The 18,332-nt window shown below is 57.1% G+C and carries 13 protein-coding genes; 6 read left to right on the top strand and 7 right to left on the bottom strand.

Annotation, left to right across the window (positions count from 1 at the left end):
* Positions 1-4: 4 nt before the first annotated feature.
* Positions 5-3,280, bottom strand: coding sequence for an adenylate/guanylate cyclase domain-containing protein (locus tag ACR0M9_RS14615; RefSeq protein ID WP_480773945.1), 3,276 nt, complete (start codon positions 3,278-3,280; stop codon positions 5-7).
* Between the two features lie 96 nt (positions 3,281-3,376).
* Positions 3,377-4,282: a LysR family transcriptional regulator gene (locus ACR0M9_RS14610; RefSeq protein ID WP_480773944.1), complete on the bottom strand. Its 906-nt coding sequence runs from the start codon at positions 4,280-4,282 to the stop codon at positions 3,377-3,379.
* Positions 4,283-4,385: 103 nt separating this feature from the next.
* Between ACR0M9_RS14610 and ACR0M9_RS14605 the strand changes: the two genes are divergently transcribed.
* The 5 genes from ACR0M9_RS14605 to ACR0M9_RS14585 are packed head-to-tail and all read left to right on the top strand — an operon-like array spanning position 4,386 to position 10,152.
* Positions 4,386-5,828, top strand: a complete 1,443-nt coding sequence (locus ACR0M9_RS14605; protein WP_480773943.1) for an aldehyde dehydrogenase family protein — start codon at positions 4,386-4,388, stop codon at positions 5,826-5,828.
* The gene (locus ACR0M9_RS14600; RefSeq protein WP_480773942.1) at positions 5,828-6,802 is read left to right on the top strand and encodes a membrane dipeptidase; all 975 of its coding nucleotides are present in this window, start codon (positions 5,828-5,830) and stop codon (positions 6,800-6,802) included. The genes ACR0M9_RS14605 and ACR0M9_RS14600 overlap by 1 nt, the downstream gene beginning before the upstream one ends.
* Positions 6,803-6,806: 4 nt before the next feature.
* The gene (locus ACR0M9_RS14595) at positions 6,807-8,495 is read left to right on the top strand and encodes a hypothetical protein (protein WP_480773941.1); all 1,689 of its coding nucleotides are present in this window, start codon (positions 6,807-6,809) and stop codon (positions 8,493-8,495) included.
* On the top strand, positions 8,492-9,121 hold the full coding sequence (locus tag ACR0M9_RS14590; protein ID WP_480773940.1) for a DUF3726 domain-containing protein: 630 nt from the start codon (positions 8,492-8,494) through the stop codon (positions 9,119-9,121). The genes ACR0M9_RS14595 and ACR0M9_RS14590 overlap by 4 nt, the downstream gene beginning before the upstream one ends.
* Positions 9,122-9,132: 11 nt before the next feature.
* Complete coding sequence (locus ACR0M9_RS14585) at positions 9,133-10,152, top strand: Ldh family oxidoreductase (RefSeq protein ID WP_480483863.1); 1,020 nt, start codon at positions 9,133-9,135, stop codon at positions 10,150-10,152.
* A gap of 41 nt (positions 10,153-10,193) precedes the next feature.
* Here the strand turns inward: ACR0M9_RS14585 and ACR0M9_RS14580 are convergent, their stop codons facing one another.
* A complete protein-coding gene (locus ACR0M9_RS14580) occupies positions 10,194-11,501 on the bottom strand; it encodes an aminotransferase class I/II-fold pyridoxal phosphate-dependent enzyme (protein WP_480773939.1) in 1,308 nt (435 codons plus the stop codon).
* Positions 11,502-11,597: 96 nt separating this feature from the next.
* Here ACR0M9_RS14580 and ACR0M9_RS14575 point away from each other — a divergent pair, with 96 nt between their 5' ends.
* A complete protein-coding gene (locus tag ACR0M9_RS14575; RefSeq protein WP_480773938.1) occupies positions 11,598-12,476 on the top strand; it encodes a LysR family transcriptional regulator in 879 nt (292 codons plus the stop codon).
* Positions 12,477-12,737: 261 nt separating this feature from the next.
* On the opposite strand, the gene ACR0M9_RS14570 is transcribed toward ACR0M9_RS14575, so the two are convergent.
* From ACR0M9_RS14570 to ACR0M9_RS14555, 4 genes are all read right to left on the bottom strand, one after another.
* Positions 12,738-13,166, bottom strand: coding sequence for a phasin family protein (locus ACR0M9_RS14570; RefSeq protein ID WP_480483860.1), 429 nt, complete (start codon positions 13,164-13,166; stop codon positions 12,738-12,740).
* A gap of 143 nt (positions 13,167-13,309) precedes the next feature.
* Positions 13,310-14,434, bottom strand: a complete 1,125-nt coding sequence (locus ACR0M9_RS14565) for an ABC transporter permease (RefSeq protein ID WP_480483859.1) — start codon at positions 14,432-14,434, stop codon at positions 13,310-13,312.
* The gene (rbbA, locus tag ACR0M9_RS14560) at positions 14,435-17,131 is read right to left on the bottom strand and encodes a ribosome-associated ATPase/putative transporter RbbA (RefSeq protein ID WP_480539467.1); all 2,697 of its coding nucleotides are present in this window, start codon (positions 17,129-17,131) and stop codon (positions 14,435-14,437) included.
* On the bottom strand, positions 17,128-18,123 hold the full coding sequence (locus ACR0M9_RS14555) for an HlyD family secretion protein (protein WP_480483857.1): 996 nt from the start codon (positions 18,121-18,123) through the stop codon (positions 17,128-17,130). The genes rbbA and ACR0M9_RS14555 overlap by 4 nt, the downstream gene beginning before the upstream one ends.
* Positions 18,124-18,332 lie beyond the last annotated feature (209 nt).

The following is an 18,332-nucleotide window of genomic DNA, read 5'->3' as shown; positions in this document are numbered from 1 at the left end:
TCGCCTAATCAGCCAGAAACTCCACTGAACCCACAAGGGATTGCGTGACGCCCATCGTTGCAAATTGCGTTTTCAGGTCAGCATATTCCGCGTGCTGTTTGGGCAGAGTGTTCTGCTGTCCGCTTTCAGCCAGCAGTCGTGTTTGGCGAATGGACAGATCGACCATCGGCAAAGGCTCGGTGGTGGTGAAGGCTGCAAGCCCATCTGCATATTCAATTGCTGCGTCCCAATCGCCGCGCGCCAGCATGACGGCGCAGGCGTCCGAGTAAAAGTGAAGGTGACTGTGACCCACACATCCCTCGGAAATGATCTCAGACCCCAGGTTCAACAAGCGCGTTTGCTCATCAGGGTTGGCCTCGGCCATTGCCAGGGCCGACAAGGCCTTGGGCCCTACAAAGTTCCGCCCATGTTCAAGCGCGATTTCAACCGCGCGACGACCTGTTTCCCGACCGTGGTCCAACTTTCCGGCATAAACCTGCGTTCGCGCCAGATGTTCAAGGGCCTGCGCCTCAAGGCGTTTTGCACCGACGCGTTCCGCAATTTCAGCTGAAACACTGAACGCTTCCAGTGCCTGATCAAGGTTGCCCAAAAAGGTCTCGGCCACGCCAAGGCAGGTCTGTGCAACGCATTCCGGAACAAAGGCAAAATACGTTTGCGAGACTTCGATGGCCTCAATGGCGTCCGCCTTGCCCTGTGCTACGTCCCCGGTGTAACTGCGCGCGACGCTGAGATTGTGCAGATTGGCGGCCAGATCGCGGACCAGCCCTTTTTCGCGCGCTCGTTCAACAGCTTGCGTATAAAAGCCTGTCGCTGTCTTCATGGTGGCTTTCATGAAGTTTGCATCACCAAATCCGCTTAGCGCCCCAACCTCGAGGCGGGCAGAGCCAAGTTTGCGGGCAAGCGTCAGGGCGCGTTCATTGGCGCTCAGCGCTTCCTTGTCCCGGCCCAGAGGGAAATAAACATTACCGCGCACGTAGCTGATCTGAGCCACATCCCGCTCTGACCCGCAACGCTCGGCGGCGGATTCAGCCATATCGAGTGCCTCCAGGGCATCCTGATACAGGCTGGCTTGCCGTGCGGCCTGCGCCAGCCCGATATGCGCGCGGCTGATTTGCTCATCGGTTTCGGCAACCCGGGCAGCTTCCCGAAATTCACGCAGTGCGTCGCCGGACAGACCCTGAAGCCTGTGCGTCTCAGCACGAGCGCACAGCAGGTCGAACCGGACACCTGCAGGGGACGGCAGTTCCAGGGCGCGTTCGATCAATGGGCTGGCATCGTCGAATCTGAAGGCCTGGATCAGTTTGTCTGCCGCCTCCAGATACGCCTGCGCGGCGTTATTCGCCCCGGCCCGGTCCAGATGCTGTGCGCACAGGGTCGCATCGCGATCCTCGAACCACTTGGCGGCCTGCCTGTGCAGGCGCGCGCGCTCGGATTTGACCAACGTCGCATAGGATCCATCCCGGATCAGCGCGTGGGCGAACATGAGGTCAGGCCCTGCCTCTCGGACCAGCGCGGATCGGATCAGGCTGGTCGTATCCAGATGCCCTTCACCCAGAATGAAGTTCAGAACTTCTGGCGAGAACCGCTGCCCCAATACCGATGCTGCCTGAATGGCGGCGCGGCTGGTTCGATCAAGTGCATCCAGTCGGGACTGAACGATCCCCTGAATACTGCCGGGCACGCTTTGTTGGGTAAGTACATCCGTATTGCGCAACAACTGTTCAAGAAACAGCGGATTGCCCCCGGCGCGTTTGACACAGGTGTCCAGCAACTCGGGGTCGATGGCCGTGAATTCTTCGACCAACAGTCTGGCCTGTTCTTCCCCCATCGGCGCCAGTTCCATCTTGGACACCAGCGCGCCATCGGTTGCCATTTGCCAGTCCCGGTCAATCGGATCGCCTTCGGCCCGGCTTGTCATCATCAACACGCAAGGGATATTCCGCGTTGCCGCCGCTATATGAGAGCAGGTCATCAGGATCTCGGGCGAGGCCCAGTGGATGTCCTCGATCTGGATCAGCAAGGGGGCTTCCTGGCTGCTGGCCGACAGCAACTCTTCAATGACCTGCCGCCGTCCGCGCAGGCGGGTTTTATTGTCCATCACCGCAAACACCTCAGCCAGACCCGAATCCTGCTCCAGCTCAAGCAGCGCATTGAGGTGCGCGGCGTTCGGGGGGCTGACCCAGCCCCTGGCGATTGCGTCCCTGGCCGCTGCGGCACCTGTTTCCGCGCCATCTGCCGGGTCAAGACCCAAGATACTGCGGGCGACCATCTGAATGGCCGAATGCCCTTCGCGCGCGCCGAAATCCATCACGACACCGTTGTGGATCGTGTAGGACTGGCCGGATGCCAGCTCAGCAACTTGCTCGGACAAATGGGTTTTCCCGATCCCGGGCTCACCCAGGATCACATGGACTTCGCCCTTGCCGTGACGCTTGCATCGGTCAAATGTGGCCGAGAACACCGACAACTCCCGCTCGCGCCCGATGAATTTGTGACGCCGTGTGCGAATGTTCCGGGCCAATCGATCCAGACGCCAGACTTCAACGGGATCATTCAGCCCTTTGATGGCCTTCACACCAATGGATTCGCCCACGAATAGCGGCCCCAACGCGCGCTGAATGTCGTGTGAAACCAGAGTCTCACCCCCCGCGGAAATATCCGTCAGGCGGGACGCCAGATTCACCCCGTCTCCTGTAACGGTGTATTCCGTATGCGACTGACTTCCGGTCGTACTGGCAATGACTTGACCCGAGGCAATACCGATGTGGCAGGAAAGCGGCGGTGACAAGGTCGGCAGAGCTGCATGTATCTCGGCAGCAGCACGCGCGGCCCTTTCGGTATCATTGGTGTGTGAAATCGGCGCTCCGAAGACGGCCATGACCGCATCGCCGATATGCTTGTCTATACGACCACCGTATTTTTCGACGACATTGTCCACTTTGCTAAAGAATTGATTCAGCAGCGCATGCAGATCTTCAGCATCCAGCTCGCTGGATAGTTTCGTGAATGCGGTCAGATCGGCAAACATCACAGTAACCTGTCGCCGCGCGGGCTCGAGCTGTGCAGCAGATTCAGGTTCTGCTGAGGTTTGGCTGGCATCAATCTGTTCGATGGCGCGCAGCAGCCGCCGCCGATCACCGACGGCCGTCACCCCAATTTCGATCAAATCCTCGGCCGTCAAATCAGGCAGGATGGAGAAATCGATTTTGTTGTCTGCGAAGGCCTGCGCGTACTCGTTTAATCCAATTGCGCTCAGCCAGCCCCTCAGGTCCTGAGACATGTTGCCCCTCTGAAGTCCCCCACTTCATTCAGGAACCTAGCATGTGCGCCGCTTCGAGTCTGCTAGAACCTATTTAATTTATGCTTTTGAGCAGGGTTAATCCAAAACTGGCTCCTGCACCAAGCCAGCGTTTCCAAAACCGCTCGACAGGATATACGAACAGCAGGCCTGGGTGATCTCGCGGAAGCGGGCTCTTTCCCGACGGTAAATATATACCTCTCGCTTGTCTGGCAAATCTGAAATCGGACGAAAGGCGACCGCATCCGGGATGAACTGTGCGACGGTCTGCGGCAGGACCGTGATCCACTGGCCTGCCCTGACAGTCGTGATCAGGGAATGCGTGTTGTGAATGGTAACCTCGGCCCTGTCCAGAATCTTTTTGAACGAGGAGGATTCAATAATGTCGCACAAGGCGTTTCGCACGAAGGGTGCCGCCATCAGGTCACAGATTTCGGGCGGTTTGGCCCGTGTCATAAGCGGATGATCGGATGCTGCAACCAGTCCAAAACGATCCTGAAAAAGCGGCTCGGCACTGACCCCATTCAGGGGATGATGGCCAGATGCAATGCCGATATCCGCCTTGTCCCCGGCGACGGCGTCCAGAACCTGTTGCGAATCCCCGTCTCGCAACTCGATCTTCAACCCCGGAAAGCGTGATGTCATATGTCCCAGCAAGGCGGGAAAGACCAAGGCCCCCACCGACGGCACGGATACGATACGGATCAACCCATGTTCCGCCTGCGCCGCCATTTCTATGTTCTGAACAGTCTGATCAAAATCGCGCACCTGTTTGAGAGCAAGGTCCAGAACCTGCTGACCCAGCGGCGACAGGTGATTTTTCCGTTCACCTTCAAACAGTTTCTTGCCCAAGTGATCTTCAAACTGCTTCAGCATCATTGAGACGGCGGATTGTGTCCGACCCAGACGGCTGGCAGCCTCGGCAAGGTTTCCGGTTTGGGCCACGGTACAAAAACACCGCAGCATCTCGACTTTCATCGCCATACTTCAAACTTTCTGAAGCTTCCTAAAGTTATTTGAGTTTGACTGATGTTAGCCGAAAGTTCCATCCTGGCCCAAATCGAAATTTGCGAATTTGGGGCCTGACGTGACCAAACTGAACCTGATTGCCGGCGAATGGCTGGCGGGCGAAAGCGAAATTGAAAACCGCAATCCTTCGGATCTAAGCGATCTGGTTGGCATGTTCACACAGGCCAGCGCCGATCAGCTTGAGGCGACGCTGGATCAGGCGCGCGTCGCGCAGGCCGAATGGGCCGCCTACGGGCTGGAGCGGAAACAGGCCGTCCTGAACGCCATCGGCAACGAGTTGATGGCCCGCGCCGAAGAGCTGGGTACATTGCTGAGCCGCGAAGAAGGCAAGCCGCTGGCCGAAGGCAAGGGTGAGGTTTACCGGGCCGGTCAGTTCTTCACATATTACGCCGCCGAGTGCTTGCGCCAGATCGGTGAGAACGCCGATTCCGTACGCCCCGATATCGAAGTGGACGTGCGCCGCGAAGCTGTTGGCGTTGTCGCAATCATCAGCCCGTGGAACTTCCCCACTGCAACCGCCTCGTGGAAGATTGCCCCGGCGCTGTGCTATGGCAACGCGGTTGTGTGGAAACCCGCCAACATCACCCCCGCCTCGGGTGTGGCCCTGACCGAAATCATCGAACGGCAGGATATTCCGAAAGGTCTGTTCAGCCTTGTGATGGGCTCGGGCCGTTCGGTCGGGCAACGTCTGGTGGAAAGCCCCAAGGTCAATGCGATTTCCTTCACCGGGTCGGTGCCCGTGGGCAAAGGCATCGCCGCCGCAGCAATCCAGAACCTGACCAAGGTTCAGATGGAAATGGGATCCAAAAACGCGCTGGCGGTGATGGACGATGCCGACCTGGATCTGGCAGTGACGCTGGCACTGGGCGGGGCCTTTGGCGGCACCGGTCAAAAATGCACCGCCTCATCGCGTCTGGTGGTTCACGCGGACATCCACGATGCCTTTGTCGAGAAACTGGTTGCCGGTGCGCAGGCAATGAAAGTGGGTCACGCACTGGAAGCAGGCGTGCAGATGGGCCCCGTCGTCAGCCAGCAGCAGTTGAATGAAAACCTCGCCTATGTCGACCTGGGCAAATCCGAAGGGGCCGAGCTGGCCTGTGGCGGTCAGCGCCTGGAGATGCCTCATGACGGGTTCTACATGTCGCCGGGCGTGTTCCTGAACACCACCAACGACATGCGCATCAACCGCGAAGAAATGTTCGCACCGCTTACATCCGTCATCAAGGTCGGCAGCTATGATGAAGCGCTGAGCGTGGTCAACGACACCAATTTCGGCCTAACCTCGGGCATCGTGACCAAGTCGCTGGCCCGCGCCACCCATTTCCGCCGCAACGCGCGCACCGGCGTGGTGACGGTTAACCTGCCCACCGCTGGCACCGATTACCACGTGCCTTTCGGTGGCCGGGGCGACAGCTCATATGGTCCACGCGAACAGGGTAAGGCAGCGGCTGAATTCTATACGACGGTCAAAACCGCCTATATCAGCGCGGGCCCCGTCTGATGAGGGTCGACGGCCTGCAATATGCCAATTGGTCGGAGAAGATATTTCGCCAATTGCGCGAAGGGCGCGTGGACGCGATCCACGTCACCATCTCCTATCATGAGAATTTCCGAGAAACGGTTCTGAATTTCGAGAAATGGAACCGTTGGTTCGAGCAATATCCGGATCTGATCATGAAAGGGCGGTGGGCCGGCGATATCGACACGGCCCGTGAAACAGGCCGGACCGCCGTGTTTTTCGGGTTTCAGAACCCGTCGCCCATCGAAGACGACATCGGGCTGGTTGAAATCCTGCACGATTTGGGCGCGCGGTTCATGCAACTGACCTATAACAACCAATCCCTGCTGGCGACCGGTTGTTATGAGGCTGAAGACACCGGCATCACCCGAATGGGCAAGCAGGTGATCAAAGAGATGAACCGCGTGGGCCTTGTGGTGGACATGAGCCATTCGGCTGACCGGTCCACAATCGAGGCGGCTGAACTCTCAGACCGGCCCATCGCAATCACGCATGCCAATCCGCACGATTGGTCCCCGGCCCTGCGCAACAAGCGAGATGATGTCATCCGCGCCGTGACTGAAAACGGTGGGATGCTGGGTTTTTCGGTCTACCCTCACCACCTGAAGGACAAGTCTGACTGCACGCTGGAAAGCTTTTGCGAGATGATCGCCCGCACTGCGGATAAATACGGGGCCGAACATCTGGGGATCGGCACTGACCTGTGCCAGGATCAGCCTGACAGTATCGTTGAATGGATGCGTGTGGGGCGGTGGACAAAAGAAATCGACTATGGCGAAGGCTCGGCCTCTGCTCCGGGGTTTCCACCAATGCCGGGCTGGTTTCAGGACAACCGAGACTTTGGAAACATCGAACAAGGGTTACGCGCGACCGGCCTGAACGATGACGAAGTGGCCGGGATCATGGGCAGGAACTGGTATCGGTTCTTTGCCGAGAACTTCGTCCCACAAAGGTAGCCAAATGGAACCACACGCGCAGACAGAGATCGCCAGACGTGACCCCGCTACGGTCATGCGGCTGTCACGGCTGGGATCATTGCATCAATGCCGGCTCAGCTTTATGCGGCAACTGACACGCCGCATGGCCGATGAAAACTGGAGCTTCTCGCGACCTGCATTCGAAATTGACGACAAAGGTGTCGGCCATGCGGTCTATACCGCGCAAGGCCCCGATCGCGCCTATTCGCTGGTAGCATTTGCCCATGACCTGCCTGCCGATCAACGGTCAGACCGGGTTATTGCCGAAGCCTGGGACGCCACCTTTGCGCTGTTCGACGGTATCCCGACGCTAGAAGACATTGATCGGCTGTCGCGGAACGTACCGCTGCAAGAGGCAGGGCGTGTCAGCGAAACCGAATTGTCACTGTCACGCGCCAACCGTTCCGTGCGACTCTGGGCTCATGTGGTGGATCGTCTGGCTGCGGGCCAACAACCGGACCTGGAACAGATTTATCAGGTCGGCTATCTGATGAGGACCACGGCTGTTTACGGGTCGGGCAAATTCGGCGCTGCGGATCGTGAGAAAACGGCGGACCGGGATGAGGTCAGCGGTCCCTTCCAGATCGAAATGCTGTCGGTGTACCTGACCCGGATTTTTGTACGCGATCTGGTGCAATATATGGCGCAGGTCAAAGGTGGGGATCAAACCGCCGAGCTTGATCCTGAAATCGCACGCTGGCTGGGCATCGGAAATTCCACAGGACTGGGAATGGCGCCGTTCATCGTGAACCATCCCGTTCTGTTCAACAACTGGATCATGGCGCGGGAAGAGGCCATCTCGCGCGTGCGGTCAATTAAGACAGCGACCGAAAAAGACGCGTGCGTCTTTCGCGACGTATTCGCGCGCAGCAAACAGTCAATCGCGTGGTGGCAATCCGAACATCCGATACAGGTGGAAAAACTGGCGGCACTGAAGGACGACCTGAATTCGATCGACGTATTTCTGGCTACAGACGACCTGACACGAGACCATCCGTGGGATCGCATGATCCGATGGTCGGAAACCGCGCTCAGCGAAGAAGGCCAGGAGTTGCTGGCCTCGCTGATCCTTGAGCCTTACGGAGATGTCGTGGATGGGCTGTCCAGCTGCATGGCGGACACAAACACGGCTGCACAGGTTATTGATGGAACAATGCCGGTGTCAGGGGTGCGTACCTTGATCCGGAACAGTTTTGACTGGGCGCTGGATCTTGATTGGAGTGATCCGAAAAACTGCGCGCGCGCCTGGTACGTTTCCGAAGAGAAACTTGAACCCCGACTGGGTGAACGGTTTGAAGAACCAATTGCGGACTATGAACAACCGCTCGCGCCCGCGCGTGATGCGGCGATGGCTTTCAGGGCTCTGCAAGACTGGCCGGATGATGCGCCGATAGCAGAATTTCTTTTGCGCCACCCCGAGCACCGCCACACCGTGCGCCGCGCCCAAATCAGCCGTATCGCGCCATATGGTGAGATCCATGACAACACAATCGGCGCGAATGTGATGCCCATCGATATGTTGCGCGCAAAACTATCCTTCTTTGGCGCGACGCATTTCGACCCTCGTTCGGACCGCTGGGTCCGCATCTGCATGTATGCCGGCGCCCCCTACCCTGATGAGCTAAATACCGCGAACGCAGATTTGTGGGTTTATCCGGAGGTTGCGCAATGACTTTTTCATTGAACGAAGTCGAAGCAACCGCCAAACGCGCAACCCGCGGGGCCGGATATGCCTGGGGCGTAGCGGAAGAGGCTGCAAAGGCCACCCGTTGGCTAAGTGCCCAAGGGTTCGACGGGCCCGCTATTCTGGCCCAACTGCTCAAACGTGAATATGCGCCCTGTCTGGAACGCCACATTCCTGTGCTTCAGAACAGAGTATGGGTTGGCGAACAAGACTTGTGCCCCCTGATGACCGGAACAGCGATATCGGATTCACCGACCGTCCTGTCCCAAAGCACCATTTCGATTTCAAACCTCGCGGCACCGCTGCTGTTGCTGCCCTTTGTCGCTGCGGGGGCCAAAAAGCTGGGAAAGACAGTAAAAGTCACCTTCGACGGGTATTCTGCGACAACTGATGGTGTTCATCTAAGCTGTGCAGACAGCAATTTGGACCGCGCTGATCATGTTGAGATAACCGAGGGCGACCACATTCAATACGGTCGCCCCCTGCTAAGCCGTGCCGCCCCAAATGCAGAGGCGTGGCAGATCCTCAACTCCATGGCGCACCGTACATATGCCCCTGCAACTGAAGAATCCCGACTGCTTGGCGCTGGTTCCGGCCTGTCGGACAATGACTGAAGGATCATCAGATGACCGAGACCCAAACCCTGTCGCTTGCCGAAATCGAAAAGCTGTCCTTCACCGCGTTGGTTGCCGCTGGCACAAGTGAAGAAAGCGCGCGCCCTCTGGCCGTGGCCACTGCGGCAACCGAAGCGGATGGGGTGGCCAGTCATGGTCTGGCTTATATCCCGATCTACTGTGAACACGTACAATGCGGGAAGGTTGACGGTCAGGCAGTACCGACGCTGGAAACGCCGCGCCCCGGCCTTATCCGCGTAGACGCTGCGACCGGGTTCGCACATGCAGCCATTGAAATGGGCTTTGATGCATTGATCCCGGCGGCTCGTGAACAGGGCATCGCGGCCCTTGCGATCACCAACAGCTACAATTGCGGTGTGTTGGGTTATCACACGTATCGACTGGCGCAGGCGGGTCTGGTTGGTCTTGGATTCACCAATGCACCAGCATCCATTGCACCTTCGGGTGGATCGAAGCCCGTTGTCGGCACCAACCCGTTCTCTGTTGCGGTACCGGGTCCAGACGGGCAACCCGCGTTGCTGATTGACCAGAGCGCCAGCACCATCGCCAAAAGCGAAGTGATGAAACACGCCAGAGAAGGCAAGGCCATCCCGGTCGGCTGGGCACTGGACCCGGACGGAAACCCGACAACAGACCCGAATGTCGGTCTGAAAGGAAGCATGGCCCCATCCGGCGGGTACAAAGGTGTGGGTATCGCTTTGCTGACTGAAATCATGGCGGCCGCTTTGACAGGATCTACTCTTGGGCTGCATGCCTCTCCGTTCTCGGGAACGGTCGGGGGTCCACCGAAAACCGGGCAGTTCTTCATCGCTATTGACCCTGCGGTTTCGTCAAATGGACTGTTTTCAACCGCAATATCGGATCTGGTCGTGTCGATCAGAGATCAGGACGGCGCGCACCTGCCCGGAGATGGGCGCCGTGCATGTCGCCTTGCCGCAGGTCAAAAAGGTGTCGCCGTCAACACTGCTACATTGGCCAGGATTGACGCGATAATTCAGGAAAACAGTTAAGAGCAGCCACCAGACCGGGCGGATGTGGTGGCCGCTTGCGCCTAGTTCACGAAATGCAGCGTGTCGAATTCACTGCGCCAGGCAGAGACTTCCGAAGCGACAGGCGCGTCGTCCAGTCCTCGCGTGATCAAATCGGCGAGGCGATCAGCATCTCGAGAGGTCATGCCCCAGCGAACCAATTCAGGAGTGCCAATCCGCAACCCATTCAAGTCCCCTTCAACCGGCTTGACAGGTAATCCGATGCCGCATGCAAGAAACCCGCTTTCGCGAAGCTTCTTCGATGCCGCCTGCCCTCCGCCATAGGGCTCTGCCAGAACCGCGAACTGATGCGAATTGGTGAAGCCTTCCGCACCCTCAAAGACGCGAACACCCTGCGCATCCAACGCTGCGGCCAGTGCTTTTGACAGTGCGATCATCTCGTTCGCGTACGCCTGACCAAAGTCTTTCCAATCCAGCATGGTAACCGCAAGAGCGGCCGTTTTGGCGGCATCGAAATTGGCTGTCATCCCGGGAAAAGCAATAGCATCCAATGATTTGGCAATGTCGACATCATTCGACACGATCAATCCACCTGCTGGTCCACCAAGGCTTTTATAGGTGCTCATGGTCATGAAATGCGCGCCCTCGTTCAACGGGTTCGACCAGGCACGCCCCGCGATTATCCCGCACTGATGCGCGGCATCGAACATGACTTTCGCACCAACTTCGTCCGCAATGGCCCGCACCTCGGCAACAGGGTGTTCAAAAAGGTTCAGACTTCCACCGATCGTGATCAGCTTGGGGCGCTCAGCCCGCGCCAGATCGCGCAGCTGGTCCAGATCGACTGTGTAACCATTTGTGTTAACCGGGGCTTCGATCGTGCGCAGGCCGAACAGTCCCGCACAGCCCGCGGTATGATGGGTCACGTGGCCGCCGATCGTTGCGGGCGGAGCAATGATTGTATCCCCCGGCTTACAGGTCGCCATGAAGCCATAAAGATTTGCAATTGCGCCCGACGGCACGCGAACCTCTGCAAATCGGGCATCAAAGACCTCTGCACAAAGCTCGGCCGCGATAACTTCGATTTCTTCGATTGCTTCCAGCCCCATTTCATATTTGTCACCGGGATAGCCCAGCGAAGGCCGCGACCCGATGCCCGACGACAAAAGCGCCTCGGCCTTGGGGTTCATGACATTAGTCGCGGGGTTGAGGTTGAAACATTCTTTCTCGTGAATGCGGCGGTTTTCCTCTGCCAGATGCGCGATCAGGCCCAATAAGTCGCCAGACGAGGCCGATGCTGTCTTTGTTGCGATATTCTGAACCAGCGTTTCGCTTGCGGCGGGCACCCAGTCTCTATGTGCAAGTGTCATCTGACATCCTCCTGTTTCTTCCACTGTGACTGCTGCTGCGTGACTTCGCAAAGCAGATTTGTTATTTCTTGGCGTAGAAAAACTAAGGCTATGGTGATGAGCGTTTCCCCAAAGCGCCCCAAAGGGCCCCCACTGAACGCAATGCGCGCTTTCGAGGCGGCGGCGCGCCACATCAGCTTTGTCGCAGCGGCAGAAGAGTTGAACGTCACACCGGGTGCAATCTCGCAACACGTCAAAACGCTGGAAGGCTGGGCCGGAGCACCCCTTTTCCGGCGTCAAACGCAAGGCGTCGAACTCACACCCGAGGGGCAATCGCTGGTCGCTGGATTTACCCGGGCTTTTGACCAATTGGCCGACGCGGCCCGTGCGCTGCGCAACCTTAAACCCAATGCAGATTTTCATATCGCTGCTTTACCGGCCATTGCTCAGCTCTGGCTTCCCAAAAGGCTGCGCCAGATCCGATCTCAATTTCCTGACATCAGTTTTTCCGTCACTGCGCTGGAAGCGCCGCCGAGCCTGGGGCGCGAACTGTTCGACCTGTCAATCTTCTTCGCTCCACCGGACGGCACGGCCAATCAGGTGGTCGTTTGCCCGGACGAGATCGTGCCGGTTTGCGCCCCGGCGCTTAAGGACCAAGTTTGCCGCGCAAACGGTTTTCTGGGCGTACCGTTGCTGCACGATCTGGTGTGGAACGAAGATTGGACCAAATGGGCCCAACACTCTGGCTATGACCTGCATAGTGCCAAGGGCGGTGCTCAATTCTCCCTCTACAGTCTGGCCGTAGAGGAGGCGAAGGCCGGCGCAGGAATACTGATGGGACACCTGTGCCTGATCGAAGACGCCTTGGCCACAGGCGAGCTGACAGCTGCGCACACCAAATTGTTCCGCACCGACCGATCTCTGGTTATCCAAATGCCACAACGAACCCGCAGGAGACCGGAAACGGACCAGATTATCGCATGTTTGTCCCGTTGACCCAAATTGTCCCAGACCTCAGCGCGGGATAGATGGGAACTGAAAGGGGGGCGAAAGATTGCCCAAAACACCGGGCACTTATCTTCGTCAAACTCGAACGCTTGGTCCCAACTTTGCATGTTCAATCATGTTTGGGTACACACGAAAAACTGTCAGAGCGCTTCCGCAATCGTGGCCGCTCGGTTTGGCCAGCGACACGTGGAGGGTTACAGTGCACCGCGCCCGTCGAAGAAAGGCTGCGTCAAACGGGTTTAGTCGGTCTCAGCTTTTGGCTTTGCCTGCGACCTTGGAGGCAGCTTCCATGTTTTCGCCGATGATGTCTGCTTCTGTTTCGCTTACGTATTTTGCACAGCGCGACACCATTTCGAACCATTCACGTGCGTCTTCCACCATTCGTTCCATGGAATGGCGTTGCCATTCGGCGACGGCTTGCATCGTTTTGCTTGGATCTGGGCTGTCGCCAAACGTAGCTTCCCGGGCAGTTTGCAGCGCGGTGCGTGCAGCCTCATGGCGGCGCTTGAACCAGAGGCGGGAGTATTCCTCCGCCTCGCTCAGCAGGTGGTCCTGCGCTTTCCAAAACTGCTCGATCTGCGGCGTCACCGCGGAGTTCATGGACATCATGCCCTGCATGGATTTCAACACGTCGGTAAGGGCTTCCTGTGTCTCGATTTCGGCTGATTTTGTGGGCATTTGAACTCTCCCTGGAAAAGAAGACGGTGATTAATTTTACCACACCCAGAGGTGCACTCACATTAACCGAGATCAAATTCACTGGGTAATTCGCGCCGTCGTTTCACAATACGCCCGTCCACAACATACACGGTCGGTTGATATCAACTCATCTGGGCGACTGACCGTCTGAACATAACCAGACTTGTCATCAACAGGGCCAGACCCAACACAGCCATCCAAACGAATTCCGGCCAGACCGTTTCGATTCCAGCACCTTTGAAAACAATTGCTTGGCTGGCTGACATATAGTGGCGCGATGGCAGAAACAGCGTTCCGGCTTGCAACCAGCCTGGTTGCCCTTCGACTGGTGTTTCCCCTCCGGACAGCATCAGCATTGGCAGGACAATCAGCATGACCAGAAGCGCAAATTGCGCCATTGAGCGCGCGATCGTCGCCAGAAATACCCCAAGCGCCGTAGCTGTAAACAGAAAAAGTGCGGTTCCAAATAGGAACAGTGTCTTTGATCCGGCAATGCGAATGTCCAACGAACCCTGCATGACAAAAGTCAGCGATAACCCCGCAGCGATCAGAACAACGGCCGCATTGGCCCAGATTTTTGCCATCGCAATGTCGAGCGGAGTTAGAGGCATGGCGAGCAGATGCTCAATTGTTCCATGCTCTCTCTCCCGGATCATGGCAGCGCCGGTCAGGATGGTCGTGAGCCACATGATCTGACCGATCAGCGCAACGATGCCCGCAAAACGCACCGTATCTCTGTTTGGGTTGAAGGCACTTCTCAGAATGACATTGATTGCGGGAGGATCTACGAGGTCAACACCAACTGCAAAGCGATGGATTTCAGCGCTCAATATACTGGTGATGTAATTGGCGCCGATACCTGCCTGCTCCATAGCCGTGGCGTCTATCAGAACCTGTATCTCTGGTGTGCTTCTGGCGCGCAGGTCTTTTTCAAAACCTGGAGGAATGGCAACGATGAAGATAAACCGCCCGGCATCCATGTGCGCTGGACCGGTCCCCGGTTCAATTTGCACGACCGGTTGAAACTCCGGTGGGAAAAACGCAGTGGCAAGGGTGCGCGATAGTGGAGAGTTATCCTCATCTGCAAATGCGATTGAGGCGTTATTCACCGAGCTTGCAACGCCTGTTGCTTCCATGATCGGAGCCAGCGTGAATGACCAGACCAGCAAGGCCATCATCACCCAATCGCGGCGCAGGCTCATCATTTCCTTCAATCCCAGCCAGAATATGCAAAAAAGGCGCTGCATTCACTTCTCCTGCGCGCGCAGGCAAAGGGCGGCGGCGAGTGTCAGCACTGGACCGAAACAGGCAAGCGCAAGAATGTCCGGGGCAAGTGATTCCCACCCTAAGCCCTTGGTGAACGCGCCGACGTTCAGGTGCAGAAAATAGGAAGATGGCCAAAGCGAGCCGATGAACTGAGCCCCCCCTTCCAAAGTGGAGACGGGCTGCAACAGGCCCGAGAACTGGATGGTCGGCACAACCGAGGCGATGGCTGTCGCAAATGTCGCTGCCACCTGGCTGGATGTCATTGTGGCAATCAGCAATCCATAGGACGTCGTTGCCCAGATATACAAAAACGCACCAACCGCTAGCGGAATGGGATCGCCTTTGAGCGGCACACCGAAGACGAAAATGGTCATCGCTGCCAGCAACAGAAAGTTTGCAAAAGCAATTGCAATATAGGGAATTTGCTTACCAATCAGGAATTCGAGCCGGGTTGTCGGTGTTACGTAGAAATTCACCACAGATCCCAGCTCACGCTCACGCGCGACACTGACCGCCGTCAAGACGGCCGGCAACATGATAAGCAAAATCGCCGGCATGGCCGGGGCCATTGCTGCAATGCTTTCAAAACTCTGATTGTAGCGAAATCGCGGTTCTATCCGGGCAATCTCGAAGTCCCGTTGCCCCGTCTTTCGGGCGTGTTCGTCCAGAAAGGACTGATGCAGTCCCGCGACATATCCTTCAACGGTCTCGCCTTTGAACGGAATGGCACCATCGACTGTCGCGAGGACCTGTGTTGGCTCGCCTGTGCGCAGCTTACGACCGAAGTTCGGTGGCAACTCTAAGACCAGTGAAACGTCTCCTGCCTGGAGCCGGTTGTGGCCTTCCATAGCGCTTTCCAATGGCGGCGTGGGTTTGAAATAGGACGACCCCGCGAACTCAGTTGCATAGGCACGGCTCTCAGGACCCTGAGAAAGGTCTAGAACGGCAAAGTCCAGTTCATCAATGTCAAGCGTGATGCCAAAGCAGAAAACCAACATCAAAATGGCTGACCCAAGAAACGCAAAGGCAAGGCGCACAGGATCGCGCGCCACCTCGACGGCCTCGCGTCGCGTATAGGCCAGTGCGCGCCCGACACTGCCACCGACGTGTTTGGAATTGGTGGCCAAATCAACTCTCGGTGCTTCAACCGGCGCCGGTCTTTCTGCCGCCTCCAGAATTGAGATGAACGCAGCCTCAAGGCTGTCGGCGCTTTCAGCGGCGATCAATTCGGCTGGTGTGCCTTCTGCCAAGACCTGGCCTGCGTGCATAAACGAAACACGGTCACATCGTTCTGCTTCTGCCATGAAATGGGTGGAGACAAAGATCGTTACCGCGTCTTGTCGGGACAACTCGACGAGCAAGGCCCAAAACGTATCTCGCGCCTCTGGGTCCACTCCGGATGTCGGCTCATCCAATATCAGCACACGCGGGCGATGGATGATCGCAACCGCCAGCGACAGGCGCTGTTTGATCCCAAGGGGCAGGGCGGCCGCAAGGGTATCACGATGCGTGCCGAGTCCGAATCGTTCCGTCAGTTCCGAAATGCGCGCGTCGCGGTCAGGGATTGCGAAAATCCGGGCGTGCAACTGAAGGTTCTGATACACTGACAATTCACCGTACAATGAAAACGCCTGACTCATGTACCCAATCTCGCGGCGCACCTTTCGATCCCTGGCGTCAACGGGTTTGCCGAATAACAATGCCTCGCCTGAGCTTGCAGGCAGCAAACCGGTCAGCATTTTCATCGTCGTGGATTTTCCGCATCCGTTTGATCCCAGAAACCCGAAAATCTCTCCGCGATTGATCGAGAAATCAACGTTGTTCACGGCGATGAAATCGCCAAAGCGCCGTGTCAGCCCGCGTGCAGTAATCACGGGATCCGATTTGATCTGTCGAACGATTGATTGACCCGGCGCTGAACCAGATGCCTCGTCTGCCCGCAAGCGTCGGTACGCAGTTTCGAAGTCCTTATCGGCACGCTTCAATTCGGCGGGTTTACCCTGAAAGATGACGCGACCTGCGTCCATCGCGACGATCCAGTCAAAGCCTTCAGCCTCCTCCATATAGGCTGTAGACACAAGGACAGAGAGCTTGGGGTTTTCCGTTCGGATAGCGTCGATCAATGCCCAAAACTGTCGACGCGACAACGGATCAACCCCGGTTGTTGGCTCATCCAGAACCAGGAGTTTGGGGTCATGAATCAACGCACAGCACAGGCCAAGCTTCTGTTTCATTCCACCAGAAAGCCTGCCCATCAGGCGATCCTCAAATGGTGCAAGCGCGGTCGCTGTCAGCAATGCGGTGATCCGGGCGTCACGCTCGTCGTGTCCCTGTCCGAAAAGGCCCGAGAAGAACTCCAAATTTTCGCGTACCGACAGTTCTGAATAGAGATTCCGACCCAAACCTTGCGGCATGAATGCGATCGCAGGGCATATTCGTCTACGATGAGTGGGCTCATCAATCGCTCCGCCCAGAACGTCGATTGATCCGGATTGAAGCTTTTTTGCACCGGTGATCAACCCAAGCAATGTGGACTTGCCCACCCCGTCTGGGCCAATGAAGCCGACAAGCTGTCCGGTTGGAAGGTCCAAGGTTACAGAGTTCAACGCGATGTGTTTTCGATACCTGTGTGTAACACCGGCAATTCGAAACTCTGACGAGGCGACTGTGGCATTCATTCGAACAGCTCTTGCGGGATGGGCTGTTCAAGCGCCTCGGGCCATGCGCTGGTGGGATCGATCCGTATCACGGCAATGCCGCGCAGGCCCGTTTTTACGTGTTCAATCCGGCTTTCAACCAGGTCCTGGGGGATACGAACGCGGACACGAAAGACCAGTTGCTCGCGTTCATCCAGAGTCTCGACTTGTTTGGGCGTGAATTGCGCCTCGGGAGAAACAAAGCTGACATATGCAGGTGTGGCGTATTCGGGTAAAGCATCAAGCACGATGCGAGCTTCGGCTCCAATCGGCAACAGCCCGGCTTCCCGCGCAGGAAGGAAAACTTCCATATACACGTTCTCGAGACTGAGAAGGGTCAGGATCGGTTCACCCGCTCCGACGACCTCGCCCGGCTCGGCCAATCGATAAAGAACGCGACCCGGCATTGGTGCCAGCAAGGAACTGTCTTCGATTTGCGCCTCAATCCTGCGCACCTCGGCTTCTGCAGCGGCAATCCGGCTTTCTGCGGTTGCAACTCGGGCTTTGGCGGCACCCAACACAGCAGACGCAACTTGGTGGATGGTTTCACGTTCCTCAAAAACTGTCTTAGAGATATTGTTCCCGGTCAGTAGCGCTGTAGCACGTTCAAGTTCCTGCGCCGCCCGACGTTGCTCACTTTGGCGTTGCAGAACCAAGGCTTCAGCTTCTGCTTTTGTCTGGCGCGCCAAGGCGACCTCGGCTTTTGCCCGGTCCAGCGCTGCAGACAATTCGTCTATATCCATCCTGGCAAGTACATCACCGGCGGCGACCATGCCGCCTTCAGGTGCCAGAACTTTGGCAACACGCCCGGCGATCGTTGGCGCAATTTCAACCTGCTCTGCCTCAATCCTTCCATTACCCTGTACGAAGCCACTCGGCAATTGATCGCCGTCTTGGGAGATGACGGAGTAAACAACCGCGCCAGCAACCACGATGACTACCAGAGCAAAAAAGATGGGCGAACTCTTCTTCATAGCTTTTGCCAGATCGTTGAATGCGACGGTCAGTCTAGTGCCTGGCAGGATTGGGGACTTTGCGATGGATCAAGCGTTTCCAAAGCATGCTTGGGGGAACAACATATCCTGTTGGTCGGAATGGACGTGTCGCGGTTTGCTGCCGCTCCTTTGATAGCATTTATTGCAGCAAAGGAGACGAACTATGGGACTGAAACGGACGGACGAAT

The organism is Ruegeria sp. CH2 (assembly GCF_056537065.1).
Note: the sequence above shows the minus strand (reverse complement) of the source record. Positions and strands in the feature narration are given on the sequence as shown.

Excerpts from the sequence above, each read along its gene's own strand:
- ACR0M9_RS14565 (WP_480483859.1), bottom strand. The coding sequence starts at position 14,434 with ATGCAGCGCCTTTTTTGCATATTCTGGCTGGGATTGAAGGAAATGATG.
- ACR0M9_RS14590 (WP_480773940.1), top strand. The coding sequence starts at position 8,492 with ATGACTTTTTCATTGAACGAAGTCGAAGCAACCGCCAAACGCGCAACC.
- ACR0M9_RS14610 (WP_480773944.1), bottom strand. The coding sequence starts at position 4,282 with ATGGCGATGAAAGTCGAGATGCTGCGGTGTTTTTGTACCGTGGCCCAA.
- rbbA (WP_480539467.1), bottom strand. The coding sequence starts at position 17,131 with ATGAATGCCACAGTCGCCTCGTCAGAGTTTCGAATTGCCGGTGTTACA.
- ACR0M9_RS14570 (WP_480483860.1), bottom strand. The coding sequence starts at position 13,166 with ATGCCCACAAAATCAGCCGAAATCGAGACACAGGAAGCCCTTACCGAC.
- ACR0M9_RS14585 (WP_480483863.1), top strand. The coding sequence starts at position 9,133 with ATGACCGAGACCCAAACCCTGTCGCTTGCCGAAATCGAAAAGCTGTCC.
- ACR0M9_RS14580 (WP_480773939.1), bottom strand. The coding sequence starts at position 11,501 with ATGACACTTGCACATAGAGACTGGGTGCCCGCCGCAAGCGAAACGCTG.
- ACR0M9_RS14595 (WP_480773941.1), top strand. The coding sequence starts at position 6,807 with ATGGAACCACACGCGCAGACAGAGATCGCCAGACGTGACCCCGCTACG.
- ACR0M9_RS14600 (WP_480773942.1), top strand. The coding sequence starts at position 5,828 with ATGAGGGTCGACGGCCTGCAATATGCCAATTGGTCGGAGAAGATATTT.
- ACR0M9_RS14575 (WP_480773938.1), top strand. The coding sequence starts at position 11,598 with ATGAGCGTTTCCCCAAAGCGCCCCAAAGGGCCCCCACTGAACGCAATG.
- ACR0M9_RS14615 (WP_480773945.1), bottom strand. The coding sequence starts at position 3,280 with ATGTCTCAGGACCTGAGGGGCTGGCTGAGCGCAATTGGATTAAACGAG.
- ACR0M9_RS14555 (WP_480483857.1), bottom strand. The coding sequence starts at position 18,123 with ATGAAGAAGAGTTCGCCCATCTTTTTTGCTCTGGTAGTCATCGTGGTT.